Source organism: Bradyrhizobium sp. BLXBL-03, from assembly GCF_051853015.1.
Taxonomy (GTDB): Bacteria; Pseudomonadota; Alphaproteobacteria; order Rhizobiales; family Xanthobacteraceae; genus Bradyrhizobium; species Bradyrhizobium manausense.
Genome location: NZ_CP182470.1, coordinates 6,953,372 through 6,978,641, shown reverse-complemented (window position 1 = coordinate 6,978,641; position 25,270 = coordinate 6,953,372). Strand labels below are relative to the sequence as shown.

Genomic DNA, 25,270 nt, shown 5'->3' with positions numbered 1-25,270 from the left:
GCCCCATCGGCGCCCCCCGACCGCCGGTCTCGCACGAGGAGCAAATTATTCGAGGCAAAGACGCGCTATTCGGGAACATTTCTGGTGAGGTAATGCGGAAAGCAACCCCTTGAATCGGACGTGGCGTTAAATTGTACGGTCTCAACTGGGTGAGAGGCCTGACCACACAAAAGCTCTCCAATGACTAACAAGGATTGCGAGTGTCTCAACTCTTAGACTCACGCCGCACGGATCTCGTCAGTTGCGAAAAGCAGGGCGGTTTTTGGGCGGATCCGCCCTTTGGACCGCGTCAACAGATTACTAGCGTTTGATGAACGAAAATAGGCGCAAGAGGCCCATCATGTCTAGCTCAAACCATCTGGACGGAGCATAGCTTGAACACCGGAGGCCGTCGATGTTTGACGCAGCACTACGTGGCTTGATCGATAAGGTAAAGAGCGGATCTATGGATCGCCGGGCCTTCGTCCAGCGCATGATATGCATCGGCATCACCCCGCCGATGGCAACGCAGATCCTCGCCATCGGCGACGTAGCCACAGCCGCGCCCCCATCAACCTACAAGCCAACTAAATGCGGCGGTGGTGGACCGCTGAAGATGTTGTGGTGGCAAGGACCAACCCTGCTCAACCCCCACCTTGCAACGAGCATGAAGGACCAGGATGGCTCGCGCCTCTTCTATGAGCCGCTCGCCTGTTGGGATCCGGACGGCAACCTCCAACCCGTTCTTGCCGCAGAGATACCATCGATCCAGAACGGAGGGCTTGCGCCCGACGGCAAGTCAGCGACATGGAAGCTTAAGCCCGGCGTCAAATGGCACGATGGCAAGCCCTTTACCGCGGACGATGTAGTGTTCAATTGGGAGTACGCCAAAGATCCTGACACGGCAGCCGCAACCACAGCAACATACCGCAGCACAACGGTTGAACGGATTGATGATCTTACCGTGCGTATCCTCTTCAGTAAGCCGACTCCCTTCTGGGCCGACGCATTTGTCGGAGCTCCCGGCGCCATCATCCCAAAACACCTGTTCGCGGATTATCGGGGCAACAAATCCCTTAAGGCGTCGAACAACTTGTCGCCGGTGGGAACGGGCCCTTACAAATTCATCGAGTTCAAGCCCGGCGAACTCGTCCGCGGCGAGATCAACCCCCAATACCACATGACTGGCCGACCCTATTTCGACACAATCGAGATGAAGGGCGGAGGGGATGCCGTTTCGGCGGCACGCGCAGTGATCCAGACCGGCGAATATGACTTCGGTTCGAACATTCAAGTCGAAGACGACGTTTTGTTGCGTATTGAAAAAGGTAGCAAAGGCAGGAGCATCCGTGTGGCCGGCGCAGATGTTGAGTTCATCGCGCTGAACTTCACCGATCCTAACACCGAGGCCGATCAAGAACGCTCGAAGACCAAACATCCGCTATTGTCGGATCCCGCGGTACGAAAGGCGATTGCGCTGCTCGTTGATCGAGAGACGATCAAGAAGGCCATTTACGGCCGCGCCGGCAACACCACCGCTAATTTCCTTAATGGCCCCGAGCAGTTCGTTTCTAAGAATACCTCCTGGGAGTTCAGTATCGAAAAGGCTGCAAAGCTGCTTGACGATGCCGGCTGGAAACCCGGCTCGGACGGCGTTCGCGAGAAGGACGGAAGGAAGCTCAAATTGCTTTTCCAGTCATCGACGAACGGAGCGCGCCAGAAGACTCAGGCCATCATCAAGCATGCGTGTCAGAAGGCAGCCATCGACGTGGAGCTCAAATCGGTCGTCGCATCCGCGTTCTTTTCGTCCGATGTTGCAAATCCGGATACCTACACGAGGTTCAATGCAGATATCGAATTGTTAGCGTCCCTAAGTACCCAGCCCGACCCGGAGAGGCGTATGCGTACCTTTCATTCGCGCTACATTCCCAGCGAGGAGAGCAAGTGGCAGGGATTCAATATTCCGCGCTACGCAAGCCGCGATTATGACGCGGTGATCGATGCTGCTGAGGTTGAGATCGATCCGGTTAAGCGCGCAGCCCTCTTCGTCAAGGCCAATGATATCCTGTGGCAAGACACCGTTCTTATCCCCGTGATTCACCGTATGAGGGTCGCCGCGTGCTCGAACACGTTGCGCCCGGTCATCAGTAGCTGGACGACTGACATTGACAATTTACACGATTGGTACCGAGAGGTCTGACTCAACGTCGCACAATCAGATTCACGTCGCATCTAGAAACGCCTTGTTTGCAGGCTCCGACGCTGGCGCCGATCAGTTTTCTTTATCGTTTTCATCCCTGGGTTCATTGCCGCGTTCGCGTTCATGGAAAGGTCGAGAAGGCTGATGATGTTGGTTTCTGCCGCTCTCTGTATGGATCGCAACAGATGGATTGCTGGAGGTTCCAGCATGGATCTTCGAGCGGACGGCATGCCCTAAGGCTGAGATTTTGGTAGCTCGGCCATTGTCAATTTGAGATGATGCGCCAGCGCGAGCAAGAGACACTGATGAATCGCCGAATGCCTGTTGTAAATTCATCGACTGCGGTGTTCGCTACGTATTGAAGATTGCCGGCGGAATGTCGGATCAGGCGAGCGCCAATTCTCCTGCCACAAATCCTTGTTCACGAAAAATCCCGACCTATTTCGGCTGCGCTGGCACTCGCAGCAAAGGATGTTCTTTGCGTTTTCCACACGGGGCTCGTCAGCTTCTCGACAGCTGGCCCGAGTAGCATGAGAGAGCCGCCTTATTGCTCCTGACGGGGCGGTGGCAGGATGATTTTCAGGCCCGTTCCTCCCAGAGACTGGCCCGCTGCCAAAGGTGGCCGGGGCTTTTTGGGGGGCCTCACGCCAAGAAATTCGGAGCCGCCGAACGGATTGCGGCCGCGGCGCTGGGTGTGGCGCCTCCGCAGGCCCATCCACGAAGTTGTCGTTAACGTGACGCCGTCCAACCGACAGGACGAGTAGCACTGCAGGGCTTGGTGCGGGGGCAGTCGCATTTTCTTTGTGTGCTGCTGGGGACCACTAGCGATCGCGGATGCTTGAAAAGCCCAATGATTCGAAGAAAGTTGACTGAGTTTGAGAAGGCTCAAATTGTTGCACAGAACAGAGCAGAACATCTGCGCCAGTTTTGGTTTTGGTACAACGAAATCGAAGTGATTGTGGATGACTACACGGATGAAGGAGGCAATCCTCGCGTGACCATCCGCGTAAAGAGTTAAGAGAGCAACATATGAACCCTCTCGGATCATCCGGCAGGATCCTGCTTCAGACCACGAGCAGTGATTATTGGGCAGACGCCGAGGGCTAAGGGTCGGCACAGTCGCCTTCCGAATCGCCGGTCTCGTCTACAATGGTCGCTGGTGACCGATGCAACGCCCATAGAGATGCAAAGCTGGCGCGGCGGCGCGCCTGAATCCGCTCACCGCTGATATGCTGGGACAAAAAAACATGTAGCCTTGAACACTGGGCTCGAAGCCGCGTAGATTGGTGCCGAACATCCTCGTAACCGCCGAAGATGTGTCCGTCGCTTTGTCAGAGGATGCAATGAGCCGGCCGGGTAGCGACAAACCACATAAACACCGCACCAAGTGGCAGATCTTGTGACGGTTATCTGGTTTCCCGGAAACATGGGTATGCCGTATTAGAATTATGAGGACGTTCCAGCGCATCTAGGGCGTCGCCTCTTCACGTTATATCGTCGGATCCACGTCGCTCTTTGCTGAAGTCCGCCGAACCCGAAGAAGTGCGCTCGTAACAATCGCAATTCAAGTGTGCTTTCCATTTGGTGCAAGGGTCGATCGATTATCTCCCGCGGCTCATAACCGACGGCAAGACGGCTAAATCTATGACCTTGAGCGCGCAATGCTTTAGCAGAGTGTGATACGCCACAGATGAGCGCCAAACGCATGACGCTCTTTAGCGTGGTAGGCCCCGCCAAGCCAACGCGAACGTCGTCTATTGTCCCTCGCACCTGCAAACGACGGATATGGGCCGTTATGTCGTCTGGCTCGAAACAAAACTGGCTCACGACCCACGGCGTCATCCCTTGCCGAACGGTCAACGAAACCTTTCGATCGAGTTCGCCCATCTAGCACATCAGTGGGGATGTGCGGATGGGGCTGCGGATAGGTGGCGAAGCCAAGACGTTCAAACCCATAGCGAGCGAATAGGCCCGTCTCAAGCGCCGCTCGACTGGAAGGAAACGGTCCGGCGACGCGCGCAACGTCACCCGCTAGCAACAATGCTCGATTGACGCCGGCCTCCTGCAGTCGGGCCAGTGCCGTCTCGAGCTGATGATGACTTTCGTATCGACGTGCAACCAAGTGAGGCACTGGAACGAAGCCTGATGTCTTGAGCTCTACCGTTCTTGCAACCAACGTCTCCAGCGGCTCTCCTGATATACTCGCAAGATATATCTCCGTCCCCGGTGAGAGGGCGCGCCTTGCCATCTCAACAGCTCGAGTATCGCTTGGTGTAATTTCGATGGAGTACTGACCTAGAAACTGCCGGCAAGCGTCCCCCTCGTTGCAAGCTTGGGCCCTTGACCCGGTCATGAACCGATCCTTTTTTTGGCCGTAACGCGGCCTGAGGCTCGACGTGACCAGCCGGCTCTTTTGAGGTTGGAAGCGAGCGGTAAAAGTCCCGCGCCTCGGCGGAGGCTGAACTATTTCACGGCTTGTGATTTGCGGGAGATGACGTAAGTTTCGTCCCAAAACCAGAGTCCATTATGCTTGCGCAAAATCTCCCTAGTGCATGCTAGGTACTGATCGTCCGTCATCGCCCGGGCCAGTCGCTCGTCCTCAATCTGTGCCACGTAGTTGGCATTATTCCAGGCCGCGAACATTGTTGAGGTGCCGATGGACGTGGCGTCCGCGTCGATTTCGTTTTGGCAACGTATACATCACATACTTGAATCTAGACTGCTTATCGCTCAGTGCATTGAAGTTGTATTGGTGTGCCTCATGCCCCATCGCGACTTCGTTTCGCGTAAGATGTCTCGTTGATCGTTTGCGAACGGCTGTTCCCCCGGCCACACGCTCTGAATGATTTCAAGGCCTGGATCATTGCCGCACGAATGAATGCCGACCAATCGACCTCCCGGAGCAAGTGCGAGCGCTAAGGGCGCAACGACTTTCCTTGCCTTAAACTCCGCCGACGCCCGTGCCCGATAGGGCTGCGAGGCGATGACAAGATCGTCGTCCGCCGTGAGCGCGCCTTGCCTGGGGATGACCTGGTTCAACAGGAACTGGCAGCTCTGCAGATACGGCACCAGAACGACCGGGCGCTCGTACACCGGGTTGCCGGATTTCTTGCTTACGCTCGCCTTCCAATGTTGAGCTAGAAACGGCTCCAGATCATTGATCTGGCGCTCGTAATCGGCCGCAGTTCGTCCGCTCACGGCGACTTCATGCCAGACGAGCCTGGATGTCGCTAAAGCCGAGCTTGACGAAAGATGTGGGGCCTCGTGATAGTAAGGTTGGTCAGGGCGATGACCATAGAAGGGTGTTCGTGAAACCGATCAGGTAGTGTTTCGAGCCTCAAGCGAATGTCTTCGAGGCTGATCTCTTTCCCGACGACATAGTATGGCAAATGCTCGTAGCGTTGATGCATCGAACGCAGTACGCGCGCCAGCACCGTCCCGTCACCGACGCCCGCATCAAAGACCCGCACAGCAGGTGGACGTGGATGGATCTGATCGAGTTCGAGCGCTATTCGTTCTGATACGACACGCTTCTCGCTGCACGTATTGACGAACATCAGGTACTTTTGTCGATTGTCGTAAAATCGAAAGCGTTTCTCTGGTGCAGCTTCTTTGATCGCTTCGTGCGCAAACTTATTTTGTGCGACGGATGACACGTTAACCCCTTCCTTGATAAGCTGGCATTTTATGTCGCTGAACTCTCGGCAGCGCACTGCTCAACGTGCTGCCCCCCCGGGGGGCTAAGCGGATAAGCAATTGCGCAGCGGCCAACGGGGACGACGGCGAGCCGCCGCACAAGAACAATTGAGCGCAATCGACGACTTTTAAACGAGTTCGATGTCCGCTTCGTGCGCCGCTGAGCCACTGACAATCAGAAACCAGTCCCCTCGAAGCGATCAACACGAAGATTTCAACCTGGCAAGGTCGCCCCCCCCTTCGTATTTGCTTAGAAACTCGTCGATCGTCAGCTTGCGAAAATCTGTCAGCGATACCCGCAGGATTTCATGATCCTCATCCCACCACGCAAGCCTGGCGAGCCGCCCGGCGATATCGTCCGAGAACCGCGGCCTGACGGGGCGTGCCGGATTCCCAGCGACGATCGTGTAGACCGGTACAACCTTGCTAGCGATTGCGCCGCAACCACGGCACCAGTGCCGACGTTGCGGCCGGAAAGTACGATGGCCCCGTGACCTATCCAGACATCGCGGGCGATGTGAACCTGATGCTGCCTTCGCCAATCGAAGAATTCTGCCACGTCACTTTCGCTGGGAAAATAGGCACTCGCTCGATAGATGAAATGTGACTGACTCGCGCGGTGCATCGGATGATTGCCAGGGGTAATGCGTGTCATTGCCGCAATCGAGCAGAACTTTCCGATCGTGATGTAGGTAATCTGGGAATCGTTCTCGACGTAGGAGTAATCGCCCATCGTCACTTCTCGCAAGATCGTGTGCGCACCGACCTCGCAGTAGGCGCCGAGTGCGGTATCGTGCATCAGAGCGCCGAGGTTGACGATCGGTTGGACTGAGAGAGTTCTTGTGGCCATGGTGGCTTCGCAAGTTGAACGGTGGGCACTTGTCTAAACGGGGTGAACACGGTTTCGGACGGATCGAGACTGGGGTGCTGATATCCAGGCAACGGCGAGCATCGCTGAATGCGGCCCCGGCAAGACCTCAGTCCGCCTCGAAAACATTATCAGCAAGAAGTTCGGTTGGAGTCCGCTGCGCCACGATCTGTCCCTTCTGGACGACCAGCGCTCGGCCGACCAGCGTGGCCAAGAAACTGAGATCTTGATCGGCAATGATCATGGTTGTCTTTTCCGACCGGTGGATCGACAGCAGGCATTCAGCGATTTCGTCGGTCACCGAAGGCTGAACGCCCTCTGTCAGTTCATCAAGCAGAAGAAGCCGGGGCGAGCGAACCATGGCGCGCGCCAGGGCCAGCAACTGCCGCTCCCCTCCACTCAAGGCACCGCTAGGGCGCGGAAGAAGCTTTTCGAGTCTCGGAAAGAGACACAATACCTCGGCAATCGGCTTTGCTCTGCCAAACCCGGGCATCATGCCCGCAAGCAACAAGTTCTCCTTTACAGTGAGGCCAGGAAAACCCGCTCCGCCTTGCGGCGCGTAGCTGAATCCGAGATGACTGCGTCGATAGGCTGGCAGAACTTCGATGGCACCACCGTCCAGCACGATCCGGCCACCTTCCACCGGCAACAGTCCCATGACAGTCTTGAGCAATGTGGTCTTGCCCATACCGTTGATGCCGATGATCCCCAGGATCTCATGAGCGCCGAGATCGAAGCTTAAGCTGCGCAGTACCTGCGTCTTGCCGTAGCCCGAGATCAACCGTTCACCCTTCAGCATGAGCGGCCTCCTTCTTGCGGCCGAGATAAATGTCGCGAACAATCTCGTTTGCCTCGATCTTGTCCATGGTGTCCTCAACCAGCACCTTTCCCCGGTGTAGGACAGTAACTCGCTGCGCAAGTCTGGCGATGAACTCCAAATCGTGCTCGACGACGATTACCGTGGCGCTGGCGTTGAGACGTTTGATGACGTCGACGGTCTTCAACATCTCCTCACGCGTCATGCCGGCGGTGGGCTCGTCAAGGAGGGCAATGCGCGGGCTGCTCGCGAGCAGCATGCCGAGCTCGCACCATTGCCGATGGGCGTGCGAGAGGGTCGCCGCCGGCTGACTGGCGAGACGTTCGTCGAAGCCGATCTCGTCCAGCGTCAGCTCGACAACCCTGTTCAGCTGGCGCTTTCCCAGCCACCTCCGCAGGCCGGCGAGGCGGATATTCTCACGGACGTCAAGATTGGCGTAGATGCTGGGAATCTGGTTCTTAATGGCGATCCCAAGCCGAGCAATGCGATGGGTGGCCAGCCCCTGCAGATCCCGGCCCTCGAACAGAACATGGCCGCTCGTCGGCTGGTGCTGATGTGTAAGGCATTTGAAGAGCGTGCTTTTGCCGGCGCCGTTCGGGCCTATGAGGCAGCGGATTTCGCCGGCGTCAACGACAAGGTCGACGCCATCAACAGCGGCGACACCCCCGAACCGCTTAACGAGACCGCGCGTCGCAAGAATGGGAACCTCGCTCATGCCGGTTTTTCCTTCCGTCGCAAAATGCCGCAGCGGTGCGGGAACTTCAGGCTCGATAGGCCAAGAAGCATCGGCTGCAGGCCTTGCGGCACGAGCATGACGAACAGGATGATCGTCGCGCCGAAAATGAGCTCCGTGTTGAAAACCTGGTTTGCGCCGAGCTGGCTGCTCAGGAGTTGGAAGCCGAAGCTGGCTACTACGGGTCCGACAAAGGCCCCGAGTCCGCCGGCGATCACCCACAGAACGAATTGCGAGGCTTGCGAAAGGTCAAAGACGTTCGGGCTGACGTAGCCCATCACCGCCGTGTAAAGTGCCCCGCCAAGCCCGGCCATGGCAGCACTCACGGCAAAGCCGACGAGCTTGTAGAAGCGGATGTCGTAACCAAGAAGCTCGCTCCGCAACTCGCTCTCGCGGATCGCCGTCATGATCCGACCTGCATCGCTCGAGCGCAGGAGCGAGAGCAGAACGTAAGCTCCAGCCAGTGAAAGCAGGCAGATCGAGAAAGTCGCTTCCATGGATAGAAATGCCTGCGGATCGCCTGGCATATTAAGCGACGGGACTGCCGTGATCCCGTTGAAGCCGCCGAGCGGCACCGGGCCGATGTGAAACGAGGGATCGGCGGTCGAGGTCATGAAGGAATAGAAGATCAGCGTCACGCACAGCGTGATAACGCCGAGATAGACGTCACCCAGGCGGCTGAAGAACAGGAAATAGCCGAGGACAAGCGAAAATGCGACCGCCAGCGCGATGCCAATTAACGCGGCAAGCGTGCTGTCGCCGAGATTGGAGACCGCGATTGCATAGGCGTAGGCACCCAGACCAAAAAACATGCAATGTCCTAGGTTCAGGATCCCGAGTGTCCCCCAGACGAAGGCAAGACCGAGTGCTGCGATCGCCATGGCCGAAAAGGCCGATAGATTGACGAGATCGAAAGGCTCCAGAATGAATGGCCCGAGAGCCGCGAAGAGCACAAGAGCGACTGGGAAAAAGGCCTGTTTGACTTGACGTACCATGGCGTTATCGACCTCCAATCCACAAGCTGGAGACACCCGTTGGAAACAGGCGCAGGATGATCACCGCCAAAAGCAGCAGCGAGGCCTGACCGAGGACCGGCGTTGCAAAATAAGAAAGTAACGCCTCAACCGGCCCGAGTATTGTCGCGGCCGACAGAAAGCCCGTAATCAGGGCTCCGCCCCCGCTGATCACCGTGACGAAGGCGCGGGCAACATAGGCCGCGCCCATGTGAGGAAGGACACCGGATATCGGGGCAAGCAGCGCTCCGGCCAAGCCACTGATTGCTGCGCCGATGATGAAGGTGGCCGCATATACGCGATCACAGTTGATCCCGAGGGTCGCTGCCATCTCCGAATTTTGCATTGCCGCCCGCGCTATTAGTCCATATTTCGTCCAGTGCAAAGCAAGGAGAGCACTCACGACCAGCAGAGCTGTGATTCCAATCAAGAACAGTTGGTAAGCACCGATGGAGTAGGCACCGATCGGAATATTGCCCAGCGGTGCGCTCACGCCCATCGTCGTGTTGCCGAAGATGGCGGTCACCGCACCTATCAAAAACAGGCTAAGACCCCAGGTCGCCAACATCGTCGTGACCAGGTGACCATACAGCCGGCGAACGATCAGTCGCTCCGCCACGGCACCGATCAGAGCGACGAACATTGGGGCGACAACGAGCATGGAGAGCCAAAGATTGAGGCCGCAATGATTGGCGATCACGGTGGCATATCCACCGAGCATGATGAACTCGCCATGAGCAAAGTTGATGACGCGCATCATGCCGAAAATGACCGCGAGTCCCAAGCTGATCAGGGCGAGAAGCGCAATGGAATTGATCACCGCGAAACACAATATGACGAGATTGTCCATGAACTGTCTCGGCTTGCGAAATTGGAGAGAGGCGCATTGGGCCGGCGCGCCGCGAAAGGTTCGGCTCTGCGAGCGCCGGCCCGCCTAGTTCGGCATCAGAAAATCCGTCTGGTTGGGATTGGTGAAGACGTTGCATTTGCCACCATACGTATCCGGCGGAATCTGCTCCTTCTTGTCGATCAGGCTCCAGACGCGGTTCTCGACCTTGATGATGTGAACGTCTTGGGTCGTGTTGTGGCTGGGGCCATTCGTGGTCATGACGCCGGCCGGACCCTCCCAGCGGATGCCGCTTTCGAGGGCAGCCAGAACCGCCTCCCGCTCGAAGCTGCCGGCAAGCTTGACCGCTTCGGCCCAGAGCATGACGCCGCTATAGCCGCCGAACACCTCGCCATTGATATAGGGGTGGTTCTTGCCGGCAACGGCTTCCACCTTGGCCAGAAATTCCTTGTTCTTCGGCGTATCGAGTTCTTGGAAGTAGTTGTAAGCGACGATCACGCCGTCCGTTTCCTCCGGAGCAAGAACCTCGTGCTCATTGCCAGCGGCAAACACGATCGAGATGATCGGAATCTTTTTTAGCATTCCGGCCGCTGCCCATTGGCGGTAGAACGACATGGCCGGACCGCCAACGAGGCAGGAATGCACGACATCCGGTTTGGCGGCCTGTATCTTTGTAATGGCCGCGGTGAAATCCGTGACATCGAGGGGATAGTAATCATCGGCTAACACCTGGCCGCCTTCGCGCTTGGCCATTACGTGATTCCAGATCCCGAAATTGCGGGGGGCGTTATAGTCCGACGCAATATAATAGAGCTTCTTTCCGAGATTCTTGAATGTCCATTCGAGCAGAGGAACAACCTGCTGATTACCGCCCGTGTTGACGCAGAATGTATTCTTCTCGCAAAGCCCGCCTTCGTAGAACGAGCCGTAGATAAAAGGTATCTTGTACTTGCGCAGAACGGGGCGCGTCGCCTCGCGCGCGGCGCCGCTGAGCGCCCCTTGTACCATGACGACCCGATCGGTCAGCGCCGCCTTCTGCGCGTATTGCGGGTACTTGTTAATGTCGGATTGGCCGTCATAAACCTTTAGCTCGACCTTTTTGCCGAGCAGGCCGCCAGCGGCGTTGATTTCCTCGACGGCGACTTTCATGCATAAATTCGAGGGTACGCCATAAATATCTAGCGGCCCCGACAAATCATGGAGCGAGGCAATAGCGACGCTGTCGGATGCGGCCCACGCGCCTCCGGCAAAAGAGCCGGCGATGAATGCAGCAGAAAGCGCTGCCGAAGTGCCTAGAAACGAGCGACGGGATAGTTTCACCAGAATTCTCCTTTGATTGCTCGAGAGAAGAGGCGTGCTCTCCTGTCGAGTGACGACGGCGAAACAGTAAGAAAATGAGTCTGCGGCGCCGCTTGAAAGACGCAGCGTTGGGAGCGCAGCCGCCTACATCTGTGGCATCAAGAATTCGGTCAGGTCAGGTTGGGCAAAGAAGTCGCACCCGTCCCCATAACTGTCCGGCTGGATCTGTTCCTTGGTTGCAACGAGGCTCCAGACTCGGTTTTCGACCCTGATAATGCGCACTCCTGGGTCGTGTGGTGGGTGGCCCCGTCGGTAACCATTTTCCCGCCGGGCCCTTCCCAAGTGATGCCGGTTCCCCAAGCCTTCATGACTGCGTCGCGATCAAAGCTGTTCGCGCGATTGACGGCCTCAGCCCCACAACATGACTGTATTGTGTCCACCGATCGCCTCGCCATTGATGTATGCATGACTTTGACCCATCGCTTGAGAAAAGCGCGCCAGGCTTTGTTTCGCGGCGTATCGAGCTCCTCGAAAGAGTTGTAGACTGCGTAGATGCCATTGATCTCCTCAGGCGCCAGAATCTCGTGCTCTTGCCCGCCACCCAATATGATCGAGATGATGGGAATTTTCTTCAACATCCCCGCTGCGACCCATTGGCGGTAGAAGGACGTTGACGAGCCACTAACCAGAAAGGAATGGATGAAATCAGGCTTTGCCGCCCGGATCTTGGCGATTGCCGCAGTGAAATCCGTAACATCGAGTGGATAGTAGTCGTCCGCAAGCGCCTCGCCGCCTTCGCGCTTTGCCATCACCTGATTCCAGGCTCCGAATGTGCGCGGCGCGTTGTAATCGGAAGCGATGTAATAGAGCTTGTTACCGAGAGTTTTGAACGACCACTCGAGCAGCAGAACGACCTGCTGGTTTCCTTCGGTGTTGCAGCAGAAGATGTTCTGTTCGCAGGCATCACCTTCATAGCTCGAACCATAGAAGTACGGCACCTTGTATTTGCGCAGAACCGGTCGCGTCGCCTCTCGGGCAGCTCCGGTCAAGGCGCCCACCGCCATCACGGCGTTGCGGAGCGCCGCCTGCTGCGCGTATTGCAGACCTTTGTTGATGTGGGACTGGCAGTCGTAGGCCTTCAGGACGATTTGTTTGCTAAGCAATCCTCCTGCCGCGTTTAATTCCTTGACCGCGAATTCCGTGCACATGTTAGATGGCGCGCCATAGACATCGAACGGTCCGGATAGATCGTAGAGTGAGGCGATGGCTACTGTGACTGAGGCCGCCGACGCGGCGCCGGCCCGTGAACCAAAAACGGACGCGGCTGATCGTGCGGCGGAAGAACAGAGCAACGTGCGACGCCACAAATTCATGAGGATCCTCCTTCAGGGCTCGCAAATAAGAGTCCAACGCAGCGTGCAACTGCGGTGGCTAGACGAGGAACGGGCAGGCGTGATGGTCGTCGGTGGGAAGCGAGCCCTCGTCGCCAGTGGGTTCTGGATTATCTTCGCCGCGCCATTGAAACGACTTGACGTTCGACGGGCAGGTCAGGCTCGTATAGGTACTTTGTGCTTGTATCGAGAAAGTCGTGGGTGTGGATCACCACCGCGTCCGAGTTCAGGAACGCGATCGCATAGGCTGGCGGCTCCATGCTGCAAGGAATCCCTCGCTCGTGACCGAAATCGAGCCACAATTGGTGATTGAGCCCCCGCAAGGTGGAAAAGGGAATGTTCTGCCAGCTTCCGGCGATTGGGCGATGCACATGCCCGAAGAACAAATGGCGGATGGAGTATCCGCTGAGCAGCTGTCCAAATCTTGCAGCATCGTCCAGCATGATGTCGTCAGCCGGCCGGAAGTGAACTGGAAGCGGCGGGTGGTGCATGAAGAGATATACAGGGCTGCCTTGCGACTCTCCCAGACGCGAGCGCAACCATGCTTGGCGCTGCTCACAGTAAAGGCCGGCGTGGCGGTCGGTTTGCTTTGTGTCGAGGAAGAGAAAGCGTCCCGCCGCCGTGTCGAGCGCGGATTGAATGAAGCCGAAATCGTCGGCGGGAACCTCGGGAAACACGCTCCGGAAATGGGCGCGATTATCATGATTTCCCATTAAGAGCCGCACCGGCATAGGCAGGACCTTTAGTGCCTCGCGCAGGCGAACGTAGGCGCTTTCTTCGCCATGATGAGCAAGATCACCGGTGATGACGCAGAGCTCCGCATCTGCATGCTGCCTGGCGATATCGGCCAGGCAGGCGGTCAGGCGCTCGCCAGGATCGTTGTCGAACAAGCGATCGCCAGCTGGGACCAGGTGAAGGTCGGTGATTTGAATGATTTTCATCATTGCGGGCTACTTGTCAGGAAGCAACGGCTTGAACGGAGGGCCTGGCGTTCGCGTTCCAGAGCCGGCGAGATGCAATCTCGGCGCCCTGCACGAGCGACTCGAGCTTGCGCCAAGCGATGTCCGGATCAACAGTGTGGAACGTTGCAAAGCTGGCAAAGCCGCAGTCGGTGCCGGCGATCACTCGCTCCCGTCCGACCAAATTGGCGTATTGTTCGATGCGCTGGGCGACCACCTCAGGATGTTCGATGTAGTTCGTGCAGGTATCGATGACACCCGGAACGAGAATCTTGTCGTCGGGAAGCCGCGTCTGTTTGAATAGACTCCATTCGTGCGAGTGACGTGGATTCGCCGCCTCCAGCAGAAGTGCCATCGGCCGCGCCTTGATGATGATATCGAAGATCTCGTGGAGATCGATATCGTGATGGTGTGGCGATTCGTAATTGCCCCAACACAGATGCAGTCGCATCCGATCGGCGGGAATGTCGCGCAGGGCATGATTAAGGACCTCGACGTGAAGCGCAATTTCCTTGCGAAACTCCGCGACATCCATCGGCTTCGCCCGAAAATGGCGTCCAAGCGCCAGATCAGGGCAGTCGATCTGCAAGAGAATGCCCGATGCAGCTATGACGTCATATTCCGTCTTCATCGCGTCGGCCAAAGCATAGAGATAGGCCTCCTGCGAGGGATAATATTTGTTTGGCATGTAGTGAGCCATAATTCCCGGAGACGAGGCGTTCATGAACGCTTCCTCAACAGGAACCATATCCAGTGCCGCTTTGAGGTTGGCGATATCCGTGGCCACCGCCGCCTCGCCTTGGTACGCGATAGGTCCCACGCACGCAGGCGTCTTGATATCTAGATTGACCCGCTTCGCGAAATTCGAAAAATCCGCCAGTTCGGACAAGGCAAGCGGCTGATCAACGCCCGTCAGACCTGTCATGCGCTCGCGCGCATAGGTCGAATAGGCGTATTTGCTCATCTCGCCATCATCGATAACCGAAAGCCCAATGATCGATTGCTTTTTTACGATGTCGAGGACGGCCAAACTGACGGAAGCGGCCAGCAACGGATTGCGGTCAGCGTCCAGTTCGCTCTTCTCTTTTGCCAGGAGCATCTCCTCCAATGCAGAGGGCCTCGGCAAACTGCCGACGTGGGTCGTGAGGATACGGTCGGTGCTTATTTTCATTCGCCTCTTCCATTAATTCGTACGAGGTCGGCCCCTCTCTTTCGATGGGGAGAGGATCACCTCCTCGAAAGCCTGATTTCGTTGTGCGTGAGCGCTGCGCTCCCGATAGGCCTGGTTGATAGTGGTTTGTGGCCTGCTTCCGGAGGCGAGGCGTAGCAAGCGCAGTTGACGTAGAAATGTCTTATTATTAGCTCTGCTAATAGTTGAAGTATTGCTGCAATTAAATAAGCGGGCATCCAATCAGCGCATCTTTCGCCGGTGCCGATTTTATTCTGCACGACAGCCTCAATTTCGCGCAGTAAATTATGTCACATCTTGCTGGTCTTGCTGAGAAACGTATCCAGCAACCAAGTTGAACGGTCGAGATGAATTGTGAAAAAACAGCGCGCAACTGGCGGAAAATCAAAGTCGTGTGTTCAGTCGCGCGCAGAAAACGCTCTCCAAGCGCAGGAGCCCTTGTTTGCCTATGCTAGCGAGCACGCGCCAGGCTCGGCCTCAAGACGCAGCAGAAGTTTGACATTTCGGATACCGTGTGATGTTCATTTTCAACTACGAAGCAGGAGGTTCTACCGCCAGTTGAGGTAGTAGCTTGGGTCTTTCGTCGATTCGCGATCATGAATGCAATGCTTGGGGAAGGGCGATATGGGGCAGGGCGTCGCGACAGTAAGTTGTTTCGATCGTCGGTCGAGACAAAGCGGTGATCAGCAAGCATATCGAGAAGAACGCCAAGGCCGCGTGCCTCACTCTCTGAGCCTGCGGCGTTTTGATCGCGTTTAGGCCGCTCAGTACGTACAACCTAGCCAGAAGGGCGGGGCGAAAAGCCTTGAACCCGCTGCGGAATGCGAAACTACGGCAATATGAGGAGCAGACGTCGAAGGCATGAAAATCAGTTCTCACCAGATTGCGGCCTTTACAGAGGTCTTCCGGCAGAGAAGCGTTTCAGATGCCGCAGCCGTCCTCGGTGTCACCCAATCGGCCGTCACCCAGCAACTTGCCAAGCTTGAGCAACATATGGGGACGACGCTCTTTATCCGTCATCGCAGTGGGCTCGAGCCGACAAAACCGGCCCAGGAACTGTTTGCACTAACTGATCGCGTTCGAGTCCTCGAGCAGCTCGTCGCGGAGAAGATTAATGCCTACAGTGACCTATCGGCCGGACATCTAACGGTGATCGCGAACGCCCCGCGCCCGGCAATGCCACTTATTTCCGAGTTCAACCGGCATTTTCCCGCAGTCAGAATCACGTTCTGCCTGGTGCCCTGGGAGCTTGCTAAGCAACGGCTTGAAGCGCGTGATGTCGATATTGCTATCATCACTGAGCCTGATGACATTGCCAACCTATTCCACGTGCAGCTAAGCAAGACTCGGCTTATGGCCCTCATGAGGCGCGAGCATCGACTCGCCTGTAGACCGACACTCACTCTTGCCGAACTTGCCCAAGAGAGAATCATTCTAACCGAGGATGGTTCGCTGACGCTCCGCGAAGTGGAAAAAGCTTGCCTTGAGAACAGTACAACTATGCCCAATATTATCAAAATGGCGACTTATCCTGTTCTGAAGGAGGCCGTTCTGCACGGAGTAGGAATCGGCGTCCTTCTTGAGGATAGCGTATTTCCAGCAGAGGAGCTCGTCTATAAAACAGTCGACGAACTCTGTACTGACTTCAAAACATATATTGTCACGACATCGGATAAAAGACGGCTACGCTGCGTAAAATCGTTCTTCGAAACCGTTGAAGTGTCTTTAGAAAATCAAGGCAATACGTCTCCCTGCTAGACGTGGAAATCGCATCCGCGAAACCACTCGTGAGGGGGCTCGACCGAGGTGGGTGCTGAACTGCATGAAAACGCTACGTCGGGCTTAGTAGGCCGACTTCGCGGGATACAAATGCTCGAGCGCGGCAGCTAGAACTTCGCGCCGGTCCCCCGTGGAGAGCTCAGGAGATCGCAATCATTTGCAAGGGCTACTGCTGCCGCCCCTGCCGGATCGCCATGATACTCAAGCGGAAGAGAGTGGCTGGCCTAGACCGACCAGGGAAGCGAGTAGGTCTTCAACTGCGTGAAGCTCCGCATCGCCTCCAGTACGCCCTCTTTGTGCCCGAGTCCGGACTGCTTGATTCCCCCGAATGGGGTCAATTCGGTGCGATACCCGGGGACCTCCCACACGTTGACAGTACCAACCGCGAGACCGTCGATGAGCTTCGTGACATGATCAAGCCGGTTGGAGCACACACCAGCAGAAAGTCCAAACTGGGTCGCGTTCGCAATCGCTATGATCTGATCAACATCATTAGGACAACGGATGATTGGCAGCACCGGCCCGAATGTTTCTTCAATAACAAGTTCAGACGTCGGTGAGACGTGGTCCAATAGGGTCGGCGGATAGGACGCGCCGGTAGGCTGGTTACCGAGCAATAGGGTAGCACCAGCATCGACGGCATCGGCAACCCGTCGAGCAATGAGCTGGGCAGCCTCTCGACTTATGACAGTGCCGATGTCAACTGATGGATCGCTGGGATCGCCGATCGAAAGCGTCAGCATGTGATGCAGCGCCCTCTCGGCAAATTCGTCGGCAACGGAGTCAACCACCAACGCTCGCTTGACGGCTGTACATCGTTGACCCGAGTTCTTGGTTGCTCCTTGAACCGCCAAATAAGCTGCCCGATCGACTTCGGCATCCTCAAGTACGATGATGGGGTCGTTCCCACCGAGCTCCAAGATGAGCTTCCGGTAGCCGGCTCGTTCCGCAATATGGTGCCCGACTTGAACGGAGCCAGTAAATGTGACGAGCTCAGCACATGGATCGGTAAACATGGCGTCTCCCAAGGGGGTGGGTGCCCCTGTCAGGATCGAAAGCATTCCCTCGGGCAGGCCTTGCTCGTTCAGAATTCTGCCAAGCGCGAGCGCAGTCAACGGCGCTCGCTCAGACGGCTTCAGGACGACGCGGTTGTTTGTTGCAATCGCGGGCGCAAGCTTATGGCTGACGAGATTAAGAGGATGGTTAAACGGGGTGATAGCTGAGATCACACCGGCGAGGGGCGTTCGCATGGAAAAGATACGCCGGTTGTGCGGTGTTGCACCAATGTCAGATGGATAAACCTCGCCGTCACTCTGGATTAGCATATGGGCAGCAAATGACCAGACGTCGCATGCACGCCCGGTTTCATGCAAAGAGTCCTTCAGGCAGAGCCCTGTTTCCGATGTGATAAGCCGAGCAAACCGGTCTCGATCTCTCCTAATGGCGCTCGCCGTCCCAAGGAGGATATCCGTTCGTTCGCGACGCGTGAGCCGAGGGCGAATCCGCGCGGCTGCTTCAAATGCCTGGCGTGCATGCTCCGGTCTGCTCTGCGGGACTCTGCCAAGAAGCATTCCCGTGAATGGATTGTTTACTTCGATCGTTGCGTCCGAGTGAGCGGGCATACCTGCGATGAGCATTGGATGATAGTCTTCATCGGTTTCGTACATGCTGTAGTTCTCGTTGGGTGTGAGATCCACGACTGTGATCGCGTTTCTTCGAAACGGACGCGGTAGGCGGTCGGAGCACCTCTTTGACAAGCTCGTTTACGTTCAAACCAGAGCGATGAAGATCAGCCCACAGTCGGCCATCGAACTATGAGACAAGACCCATTTTGTCGCTTGTCGCTATCTCACTGCCGCGGATGCCGATGTCGCGCTGAAACATGTTCTTATTCTGAAGCGGAGAATATCGGCTTGTGACGCGCGCAAGCTGAGAAGGATGAAGGCGGTTGACCTTGCAGACCACGAAATGAGGGCCGCTGCGCCAGGCGCACTGTCGCAAGGCGGTCGTGATATGCTCGGCCCGCTCGCAGCGGGTAGCCGTTCGATAACCGCAGGCGGACGCAACGGCCTCGAGAGATGTCGTTCGTGACGTCGACAACTGACCGCCCGTCGAAACGTATCCTTCGTTGTCCAGCACCACATGAATGAAATTCTGGGGGGCGGCATAGCCGATAGTCGATAGGATACCCATGTGCATCAGCGCGCTGCCGTCTCCATCCAGTGCCAGGATGGTTCGGGTGGGCGAAGTCAGCGCAACCCCTGCCGCAACCGCGCTGCAATGTCCAAGAGAGCCCTGCATGTAGAAGTTAGTGGGACGATCCCGGACGCGGAACAGCTCACGAGAAATGTATCCGGTCGTAGAGACAATAAGTGTATCGGGCTCGAGCTGCTGGTAGATCAACTCAATGGCTTGTCCGACACTGACCCCATATTGAACGGCATCAGCCTGTCTTTTGTCGGGGCAGCACACGGATAGTTGACCCGTCCGAAAGAGCAATGCAAACGGCGCTGAGCGATGAAATGCAGCGTCGCCTTGTGCGAGCGCGTGATCCAGGCCGGACAGGGTCCCATCAAAGTCACAGCATTCAATAGAAAGCTGATTCAGGAGGGCTTTTGTGTTCGCGCCCATGATCGTGTGTTGCGGCTCGTCGGCAGGTTCATCGGGGTGGCCACGAACGGATAACAGGAGCAAGATGGGAATTTTGTTAACCATCAACAGAGATGTCAGTGGGTTGATGATATTTCCGAGCCCAGAATTTTGAAGCGCAACGACCCCTCGTCGACCTGAGAGCGCCGCGCCAGCAACTAGCGCAACTGCGCTACCTTCGTTGGCCGCCGGCACACTCAGAAATCCTGAAGCTTCGGCGACAAGGCCGAATAGATCACCAAAGATGGAACAAGGAACCCCTGAGAAAAACGAATACCCGGCCGCCCGAAGCTTAGATAAGAGAACATAGGTTGGAATAGACATGCCGTGCTCACGAGATTCATTGAGAGCCGCGGCCGTGGAATGAGCCGTTCCTGAAAAGCGGAAAAGTCATTGGCTTCAGGCGATCTTTCTCGCAACGATGAGGCTGCGATTGCAGATTGATTTGTGGAATTCAATCTCCTGGAAGCCGGTCCTCTCAAGCATGACCCGCATGTCCTCAAAGCTGTAACAGCAGCCTTCGTATCCGGTGGTCAGGAGCACGGAGTATTCTGCTTCGGCTGCCGGGGATGGGCGTCCTCCGCGATCATCAGGGTGGCAGTCGTAAATTGCTATCCGACCATCGCAAGCAATGCTGTCAAAAGACTTGCTTAGGAGTAGATGAACCTTCTCTGGTCCCCAATTGTGAAGCACGTGCGAATAGAGGTGGAGACTAGCATTCCGAGGCAGAGGATCAATGAACATATCGCCAGCTATGACATTGGCGCGACGCGGGTATAGATTCCGGTCCGTCAGGCACGTCCTTGCAAGATGATCAACGGGGGGGCGCTCAAGGATGGTTGCCGAGAGTGAGGAATAGCGCAGCAACAAATGCGCGGAATAGACCCCCGATCCACCGCCTACATCGAGTACGCAAGTATCATTCGTACAATCAAGCAGCTCCGCAAGGTGCGGTGCAAAGATCCGCCCGCGTTCCTCCATCCCGCGTGTGTTCAGATCAGCGAACTCGTCCGTTTGCATCAAGGCGTCCCAGGTCTTGGTTACGCCGCGCTCAACGTGCCAGGTGTCCGAACTATCCTGTCGCAGGATCTCATAAAGTTCTCGCACAGAGGACTTATATTTCATCGTTGCAACGTATGACGCGACGTTGTCCGGGGAATTTCCGCTCAGATACCGAACGGCTGTCGGGGTTGCATGCAGTCGGCCGGATTGTCTGGAGATGAGGCCCCACGATTCAAAGAGTCGAAGCATGGTCCGTGTTGGCCGCTCGCGAAGAACGAAATGAGCTCGCAGCTCCTCTTCCGTTACCGGCTGGTCATCCAGGTAAGTAAAAAGATCAAGCCATGAGACTGCGGCGATATAGAGATCGGCCGCATAGGAGCTGTCGCGCCACTTGATAATCTGAGCAATATCGGGACAGCAGATAGGCGCGGTTTCAGAGATCCGGGCGTGTGACGTCAGTGGAGACGAATGCATTGCAAGTCCTTGTCTCGAAGCAAGTTTGTATCTCTGAATGAGCTATTGCTGGATGTCGGCAAGCTCCAGCCAGACGCTTATCAGGCAATCAGTGACACGCGTCTGTTATCTGGATCAATTGTCATTGTTGGTAGTTGATCGCTCGCAAAGTGGCTCGGTCACGGCTGGGAGGAAGGCAGGTCGCCTCAGATCGCACACGGTTTGCGGCATCCTGATGCATTCGAGCCTCGCGGTTACAATCGAGGGGGTGCCGCTGGGGTTGGCGGCCGTTAAGTTCTGGACCCGCAAGAAATTCAAGGGGACGGCAGCGCTTAAAAAGAAGATCAATCCGACTCGGATTCCCATCGAGAAAAAGGAAAGCGTCCGGTGGTTGGAAAATCTGAAGCAGTCTACGCAACTCTTGGATCATCCGGGACGATGCATCCATATTGGCGATCGCGAGAGTGACATCTACGAGCTCTTCTGCGCAGCACAGGAGATCGGAACCCATTTCCTGATCAGGACCTGCGTCGACCGCTTGGCTGGAGATGGGATCACACGATCGCCGACGAAATGGACGAGGTCGCCGTCAAAGGGCTCCATCGCATCGAAGTCAGAGACAGCAACGGCGATCCTGACCAGGCCATTCTTGAGATCAGGTAACGCAAGATTCGCGTCCTGCCGCCGATTGGAAAGCAGAAGCGATATCCCGCTCTGACCCTGTCGGTGATCCATGCCGAAGAGCGCGGAACGCCGAAAAACAGAAAGAAGATCGATTGGAAGCTGAACACCGACCTGCCTGTTGGTTCCCGCACCGACGCCATTGAAAAGCTGGAATGGTATGGTGTGAGATGGAAGATCGAGGTGCTCCACAAGATCCTCAAATCGGGCTGCAAGCTGAGGAGTCGAAGCTCACGACCGCCCAGCGTCTGGCCAATCTGATCTCGCTCTTTTGCATCCTGAGTTGGCGGCTCTTCTGGATGACGATGCTCAACCGTTCCGCCCCAGACGCGCCACCAACCCTCGCGTTGACTGCGACTGAAATCGGCGTGCTCGATCGCCTCGTCAAAGATAAACCAAAAGCAAGACGGAAAACGCTCTCGCACTATCTGATCAAAATCGCCCGTCTCGGCGGTTACCTCGCCCGCGCCAGCGATCCGCCGCCCGGCAATATGGCCATGTGGCGCGGGCTGTCACGCCTCACCGACATCGCGCTGGGCGCCATGGTCGGAGAAGAATTTGTGGGTAATTGAAAGCCGGCGTAGGCCGCGAGCTTGAGCGGATTATGCGGTCGACCAGCGTTTGATCAACTCGGGATTGTCTTTATAGACTTGGATGAGCTCGATGAGGCGTTCGATGCCGAAGTCGGTGAACGCCTGGACGCCGTCTTCGCCAACGCCAAAGGCCCAGATGGCTCCGTCCTCGATCTCCATTTCGTTTCCAACGTCTCGCAGCCAATCTTCGTCTTCGCCGAGGTCCCTCGCGACCTTGGTGATGGTGGTGACGTAATGGATTTTGTTGACGTGGGTGGTCATGCCGCGCGAGCGGAGATCGCTGCCGCTGGCGTCCAATTCCAGGGCAGAAGTTCGTCCAGCCGATGAACCAGATGGGCGGCGATCCGGCGAGGATATCCGTAAGCCACGCCTGCGGGTCGATGCCGTTCATCTTTGCCGTGATAAGGCTGTACATGGCTGCGGCGCGCCGCCCTCCGCGATCAGAGCGCGGCAATGTGCAGAAGGCCGCCGCTGCATCGAGGACGAGATAGAGAGGGTCATTGAAACCTGGACTCTCACCCGCAATGCCGACCAGGCGATGTCGAAGCAGTTGCGGCCGGCGTGGCCCGGCAGCCAACTGATCTGCTCAGGGACCCACATCTCGGGTCGCGTGGCTTTTTACAGGAGGTGGAACGCGCGTTCGTGGGTTTGCATCCACAGCCGTCGATGCCGATCCGCGACGGGTCGGGGCCGTTTGCGGTCCGCACAGCAGCACCAACGCTCGGAGAGCATAACAGCGAGATACTATCGGAATTTCTCGGGCTCTCCGACACCGAGGTCGCTCAATTGGCGTCGGAGGGCATCATCGGGGCGTCGATGGCCTCCGAGAAGCTAGCAAAGTCATCGTGTCGCGAGCATGTATAGCCGACAGGCGCCGCTGAGATAACTCTTGAAGCTCCTTGAAACCTTCAGGCCCCAAGTGACTGGGCGAAACGCACTGAGCTCGAGGCATGGATGCCGCAGCGATCGGCGATGGCGTTTACCGACAGGGCCGCGACATCATTCGGATTCTGGGTTAGATAAACAGCTACCCTTCGATACGACTTGCTCAGTCATCGTAGTGGTCGTGGATGACATGGATCAATTCCTCATAACTTGACCACGTCCCCATCGAGTCGCGCGCCAACATTAGTTTCAATGTCCTGGATCACTGGTCCGCTGGGTGGGGCAAAGAATGGAAAAGAGTAGAACCAATTCGGGCTTGACATTGGTATCCCCTCAACCATCGAGATGGTGGCGTTCTTCCTCATATTCCAGCAATTGGCGTGCCACTGGATCAGGTTATCGAGGTCGAATGTTCGAGCCAGCTCTGGCGAGTGCCGCGGAGGCATACGCATCGGCGGATCAGCGCGTTTCTTAGTGCTGTCGGCGGGGGAGGCGGACAAGGCGCCCCCACACTTCCTTTCAGTATCGCTTCTGCCCGCAGACATTTGGTGAAGGAGGGATGAGGCTGGAGCGGAGCTTCATCGGTTCGCCGGACTCGGACGACTAAGTCGTTAGTCGGGCCGACATTGAATTCTGTCTATCCAGGGAATGCTCATGGACCGTCCTGCGATACAGTCACCTACCAATCTTGGCAGTTGATAGAGAGGACGGACACATGGCTATCGTGGCCGATCGTCCGTCACGGAAACCGACGCGGAGCGGAGCCAAAAAGACAGTCCACTGCAAGTTCGATCTAAGGCCCAGCAAAGTTCGGTCGACAATTTATAGGATGAACGTTTGGCAATGGCCCGGCTCTTGCTCCACTGCTTAACCGATACCATGCAGCTCTTCCCGAGGGGTTGAACAATGCAGAGTGTGTCAAACACATGATGATCGAAAGCGCATCCTGCCCGTCGCGCCACAAACGAGATTCGAATCCGCTGCAGCCTGAAACGCAATTGTCAGCTTGATACTTGCGGCACATCATCCTGAGAGAGAACATGACGGACGCCAGTGAGATCAAATCGAAACGTTCGCCCAGCCGAAAGCTCGTAGGTCGTCAGCTGTTCTTTCTTGAGGTGAGTACCAACCGCATACAAGCCATGAAGCCAGACGGCTCCGATCGAAAAGTTGTCGTCACCAATTGTCAACTTCCTGACGGAATCGCCATCGATGTCAGCGCCGGCCACATCTATTGGACCAACATGGGTTCCGGTGTCGCCGTTAACGATGGCTCGATTGAGCGCGTCGATATCGATGGAACGGCTCGCAAGGTCATCGTCCCGTGCGGTGCCACTTTCACACCGAAGCAGATTCAGCTCGATCAAAAAGGCGGCAAGCTCTACTGGTCTGACCGGGAGGGAATGCGGGTCATGCGGTGCAATCTCGACGGCTCCGAGATCGAGACGCTCATCGAGGCAGGCCGCGGTGAGTTGGACCGACGCGACCCGACCAATTGGTGCATCGGCATCACCATCGACACCGATCGGCGCCAAATCTACTGGACGCAAAAAGGTCCGGACAATGCCGGTAAGGGCCGGATCTTCCGCGCGGACATGGACATCCCGAACGGCGAGAGTCCGGCAAACCGCTCCGACATAGAAGTGCTGTTCGACGACTTGCCGGAGCCGATTCACCTTGAGTTCGATCTGGCTAACCGCGTCCTCTATTGGACAGACCGCGGTGATCCGCCGCGTGGCAACACAGTCAATCGCGCGTGCGTCGATCTAAAGACGGAGCCGGAAATTCTGATCACGCATCTCATGGAGGGAATCGGCATCGCACTCGACGTTCCCGGCAACCAGATGTTCATTACCGACCTCGCCGGTTCGATCTATACCGCAAATCTTAATGGCAAGAGCAAATACAATCTCCTCTGGTCCCAGGGCAACTTCACCGGCATTGCGTATGCCGAAATCTAACCCGTCGAAGGACATGACTGGGGTCACGCAACGCCGTCGTCGACGCCCACCTGTCGGAGCGAGTTGGACAGCTGTCTTCGGCTACGAGAGCACGGATCGTCGCGAACGACCTAGCACCGTACACAAAAGGTGCGCTGAGGCGCACCCTTCCGCTCGAAAGGTTCGCGAACTCATTCGCATGAGCGAGCGGCTGTTCCCCAACGCGAGCACCCAGCTGAGTCGTGACGGTTCTCAATAAGCAGATCTGTTCTGAATGCCAGGTGTTGGAGGCTGGAG

21 protein-coding genes and 2 pseudogenes are annotated in these 25,270 nt (G+C 56.6%); 5 read left to right on the top strand and 18 right to left on the bottom strand.

The features are described 5' to 3' along the window. The first annotated feature begins 394 nt into the window (after positions 1-394). A complete protein-coding gene (locus ACNJX9_RS33260; RefSeq protein ID WP_439406267.1) occupies positions 395-2,179 on the top strand; it encodes a peptide ABC transporter substrate-binding protein in 1,785 nt (594 codons plus the stop codon). 2,730 nt (positions 2,180-4,909) lie between these two features. Here ACNJX9_RS33260 and ACNJX9_RS33255 read toward each other — a convergent pair. The 11 genes and pseudogenes from ACNJX9_RS33255 to ACNJX9_RS33205 form a co-directional block, all read right to left on the bottom strand. Beyond that, complete coding sequence (locus ACNJX9_RS33255; protein ID WP_439406265.1) at positions 4,910-5,377, bottom strand: hypothetical protein; 468 nt, start codon at positions 5,375-5,377, stop codon at positions 4,910-4,912. Positions 5,378-5,409: 32 nt separating this feature from the next. Next, entirely contained in the window at positions 5,410-5,835 is a 426-nt protein-coding gene (locus ACNJX9_RS33250) for a hypothetical protein (RefSeq protein WP_439406264.1), read from the bottom strand. Between the two features lie 240 nt (positions 5,836-6,075). Beyond that, a pseudogene (locus ACNJX9_RS33245) lies at positions 6,076-6,725 on the bottom strand (chloramphenicol acetyltransferase). 127 nt (positions 6,726-6,852) lie between these two features. Further along, the gene (locus tag ACNJX9_RS33240; protein ID WP_439406262.1) at positions 6,853-7,542 is read right to left on the bottom strand and encodes an ATP-binding cassette domain-containing protein; all 690 of its coding nucleotides are present in this window, start codon (positions 7,540-7,542) and stop codon (positions 6,853-6,855) included. Further along, positions 7,529-8,275, bottom strand: a complete 747-nt coding sequence (locus tag ACNJX9_RS33235; RefSeq protein WP_439406261.1) for an ATP-binding cassette domain-containing protein — start codon at positions 8,273-8,275, stop codon at positions 7,529-7,531. Before ACNJX9_RS33235 ends, ACNJX9_RS33240 begins: the two co-directional genes overlap by 14 nt. Continuing rightward, complete coding sequence (locus ACNJX9_RS33230; protein WP_439406259.1) at positions 8,272-9,288, bottom strand: branched-chain amino acid ABC transporter permease; 1,017 nt, start codon at positions 9,286-9,288, stop codon at positions 8,272-8,274. Before ACNJX9_RS33230 ends, ACNJX9_RS33235 begins: the two co-directional genes overlap by 4 nt. Before the next feature lie 4 nt (positions 9,289-9,292). After that, positions 9,293-10,156, bottom strand: coding sequence for a branched-chain amino acid ABC transporter permease (locus ACNJX9_RS33225; protein WP_057742274.1), 864 nt, complete (start codon positions 10,154-10,156; stop codon positions 9,293-9,295). Positions 10,157-10,240: 84 nt separating this feature from the next. Beyond that, positions 10,241-11,473 (bottom strand): ABC transporter substrate-binding protein, encoded by a 1,233-nt coding sequence (locus ACNJX9_RS33220; protein ID WP_439406257.1) that lies wholly within the window; start codon positions 11,471-11,473, stop codon positions 10,241-10,243. A gap of 149 nt (positions 11,474-11,622) precedes the next feature. Beyond that, positions 11,623-12,825, bottom strand: coding sequence for an ABC transporter substrate-binding protein (locus ACNJX9_RS33215; RefSeq protein WP_439406255.1), 1,203 nt, complete (start codon positions 12,823-12,825; stop codon positions 11,623-11,625). 128 nt (positions 12,826-12,953) lie between these two features. Next, positions 12,954-13,787 (bottom strand): phosphodiesterase, encoded by an 834-nt coding sequence (locus tag ACNJX9_RS33210; protein WP_439406253.1) that lies wholly within the window; start codon positions 13,785-13,787, stop codon positions 12,954-12,956. Positions 13,788-13,800: 13 nt separating this feature from the next. Next, positions 13,801-14,973: a cobalamin-independent methionine synthase II family protein gene (locus ACNJX9_RS33205; RefSeq protein WP_057742136.1), complete on the bottom strand. Its 1,173-nt coding sequence runs from the start codon at positions 14,971-14,973 to the stop codon at positions 13,801-13,803. An 879-nt stretch (positions 14,974-15,852) separates the two neighbouring features. Here ACNJX9_RS33205 and ACNJX9_RS33200 point away from each other — a divergent pair. Then, complete coding sequence (locus tag ACNJX9_RS33200; protein WP_439406251.1) at positions 15,853-16,749, top strand: LysR family transcriptional regulator; 897 nt, start codon at positions 15,853-15,855, stop codon at positions 16,747-16,749. 245 nt (positions 16,750-16,994) lie between these two features. On the opposite strand, the gene phnY is transcribed toward ACNJX9_RS33200, so the two are convergent. From phnY to ACNJX9_RS33180, 4 genes are all read right to left on the bottom strand, one after another. Beyond that, a complete protein-coding gene (gene phnY / locus ACNJX9_RS33195; protein WP_439406249.1) occupies positions 16,995-18,437 on the bottom strand; it encodes a phosphonoacetaldehyde dehydrogenase in 1,443 nt (480 codons plus the stop codon). Between the two features lie 145 nt (positions 18,438-18,582). After that, on the bottom strand, positions 18,583-19,743 hold the full coding sequence (gene aepY, locus ACNJX9_RS33190; protein ID WP_063958179.1) for a phosphonopyruvate decarboxylase: 1,161 nt from the start codon (positions 19,741-19,743) through the stop codon (positions 18,583-18,585). 75 nt (positions 19,744-19,818) lie between these two features. Then, entirely contained in the window at positions 19,819-20,895 is a 1,077-nt protein-coding gene (locus ACNJX9_RS33185) for a methyltransferase (RefSeq protein WP_439406248.1), read from the bottom strand. Between the two features lie 450 nt (positions 20,896-21,345). Beyond that, positions 21,346-21,747 carry a hypothetical protein gene (locus ACNJX9_RS33180; protein WP_439406246.1) on the bottom strand — a complete coding sequence of 134 codons (402 nt, stop codon included), beginning with the start codon at positions 21,745-21,747 and terminating at the stop codon, positions 21,346-21,348. On the opposite strand from ACNJX9_RS33180, the gene ACNJX9_RS33175 reads away from it, so the two are divergent. After that, positions 21,726-22,127, top strand: a complete 402-nt coding sequence (locus tag ACNJX9_RS33175) for a hypothetical protein (RefSeq protein WP_439406244.1) — start codon at positions 21,726-21,728, stop codon at positions 22,125-22,127. The two genes, ACNJX9_RS33180 and ACNJX9_RS33175, sit on opposite strands and share 22 nt — an antisense overlap. Before the next feature lie 30 nt (positions 22,128-22,157). Here the strand turns inward: ACNJX9_RS33175 and ACNJX9_RS33170 are convergent, their stop codons facing one another. After that, complete coding sequence (locus tag ACNJX9_RS33170; protein ID WP_439406242.1) at positions 22,158-22,409, bottom strand: hypothetical protein; 252 nt, start codon at positions 22,407-22,409, stop codon at positions 22,158-22,160. After that, positions 22,406-22,593: pseudogene (locus ACNJX9_RS33165) on the bottom strand (transposase domain-containing protein); the annotation flags it as partial. The gene ACNJX9_RS33170 and the pseudogene ACNJX9_RS33165, both read right to left, overlap by 4 nt. A gap of 116 nt (positions 22,594-22,709) precedes the next feature. Between ACNJX9_RS33165 and ACNJX9_RS33160 the strand changes: the two are divergent. Beyond that, entirely contained in the window at positions 22,710-23,012 is a 303-nt protein-coding gene (locus ACNJX9_RS33160; RefSeq protein WP_439406241.1) for a CoA transferase, read from the top strand. A gap of 44 nt (positions 23,013-23,056) precedes the next feature. Here the strand turns inward: ACNJX9_RS33160 and ACNJX9_RS33155 are convergent, their stop codons facing one another. Further along, positions 23,057-23,200 carry a hypothetical protein gene (locus ACNJX9_RS33155; RefSeq protein ID WP_439410165.1) on the bottom strand — a complete coding sequence of 48 codons (144 nt, stop codon included), beginning with the start codon at positions 23,198-23,200 and terminating at the stop codon, positions 23,057-23,059. 873 nt (positions 23,201-24,073) lie between these two features. Between ACNJX9_RS33155 and ACNJX9_RS33150 the strand changes: the two genes are divergently transcribed. Beyond that, positions 24,074-24,994, top strand: coding sequence for a 3-hydroxyacyl-CoA dehydrogenase (locus ACNJX9_RS33150; protein ID WP_439406239.1), 921 nt, complete (start codon positions 24,074-24,076; stop codon positions 24,992-24,994). Positions 24,995-25,270: the final 276 nt, after the last annotated feature.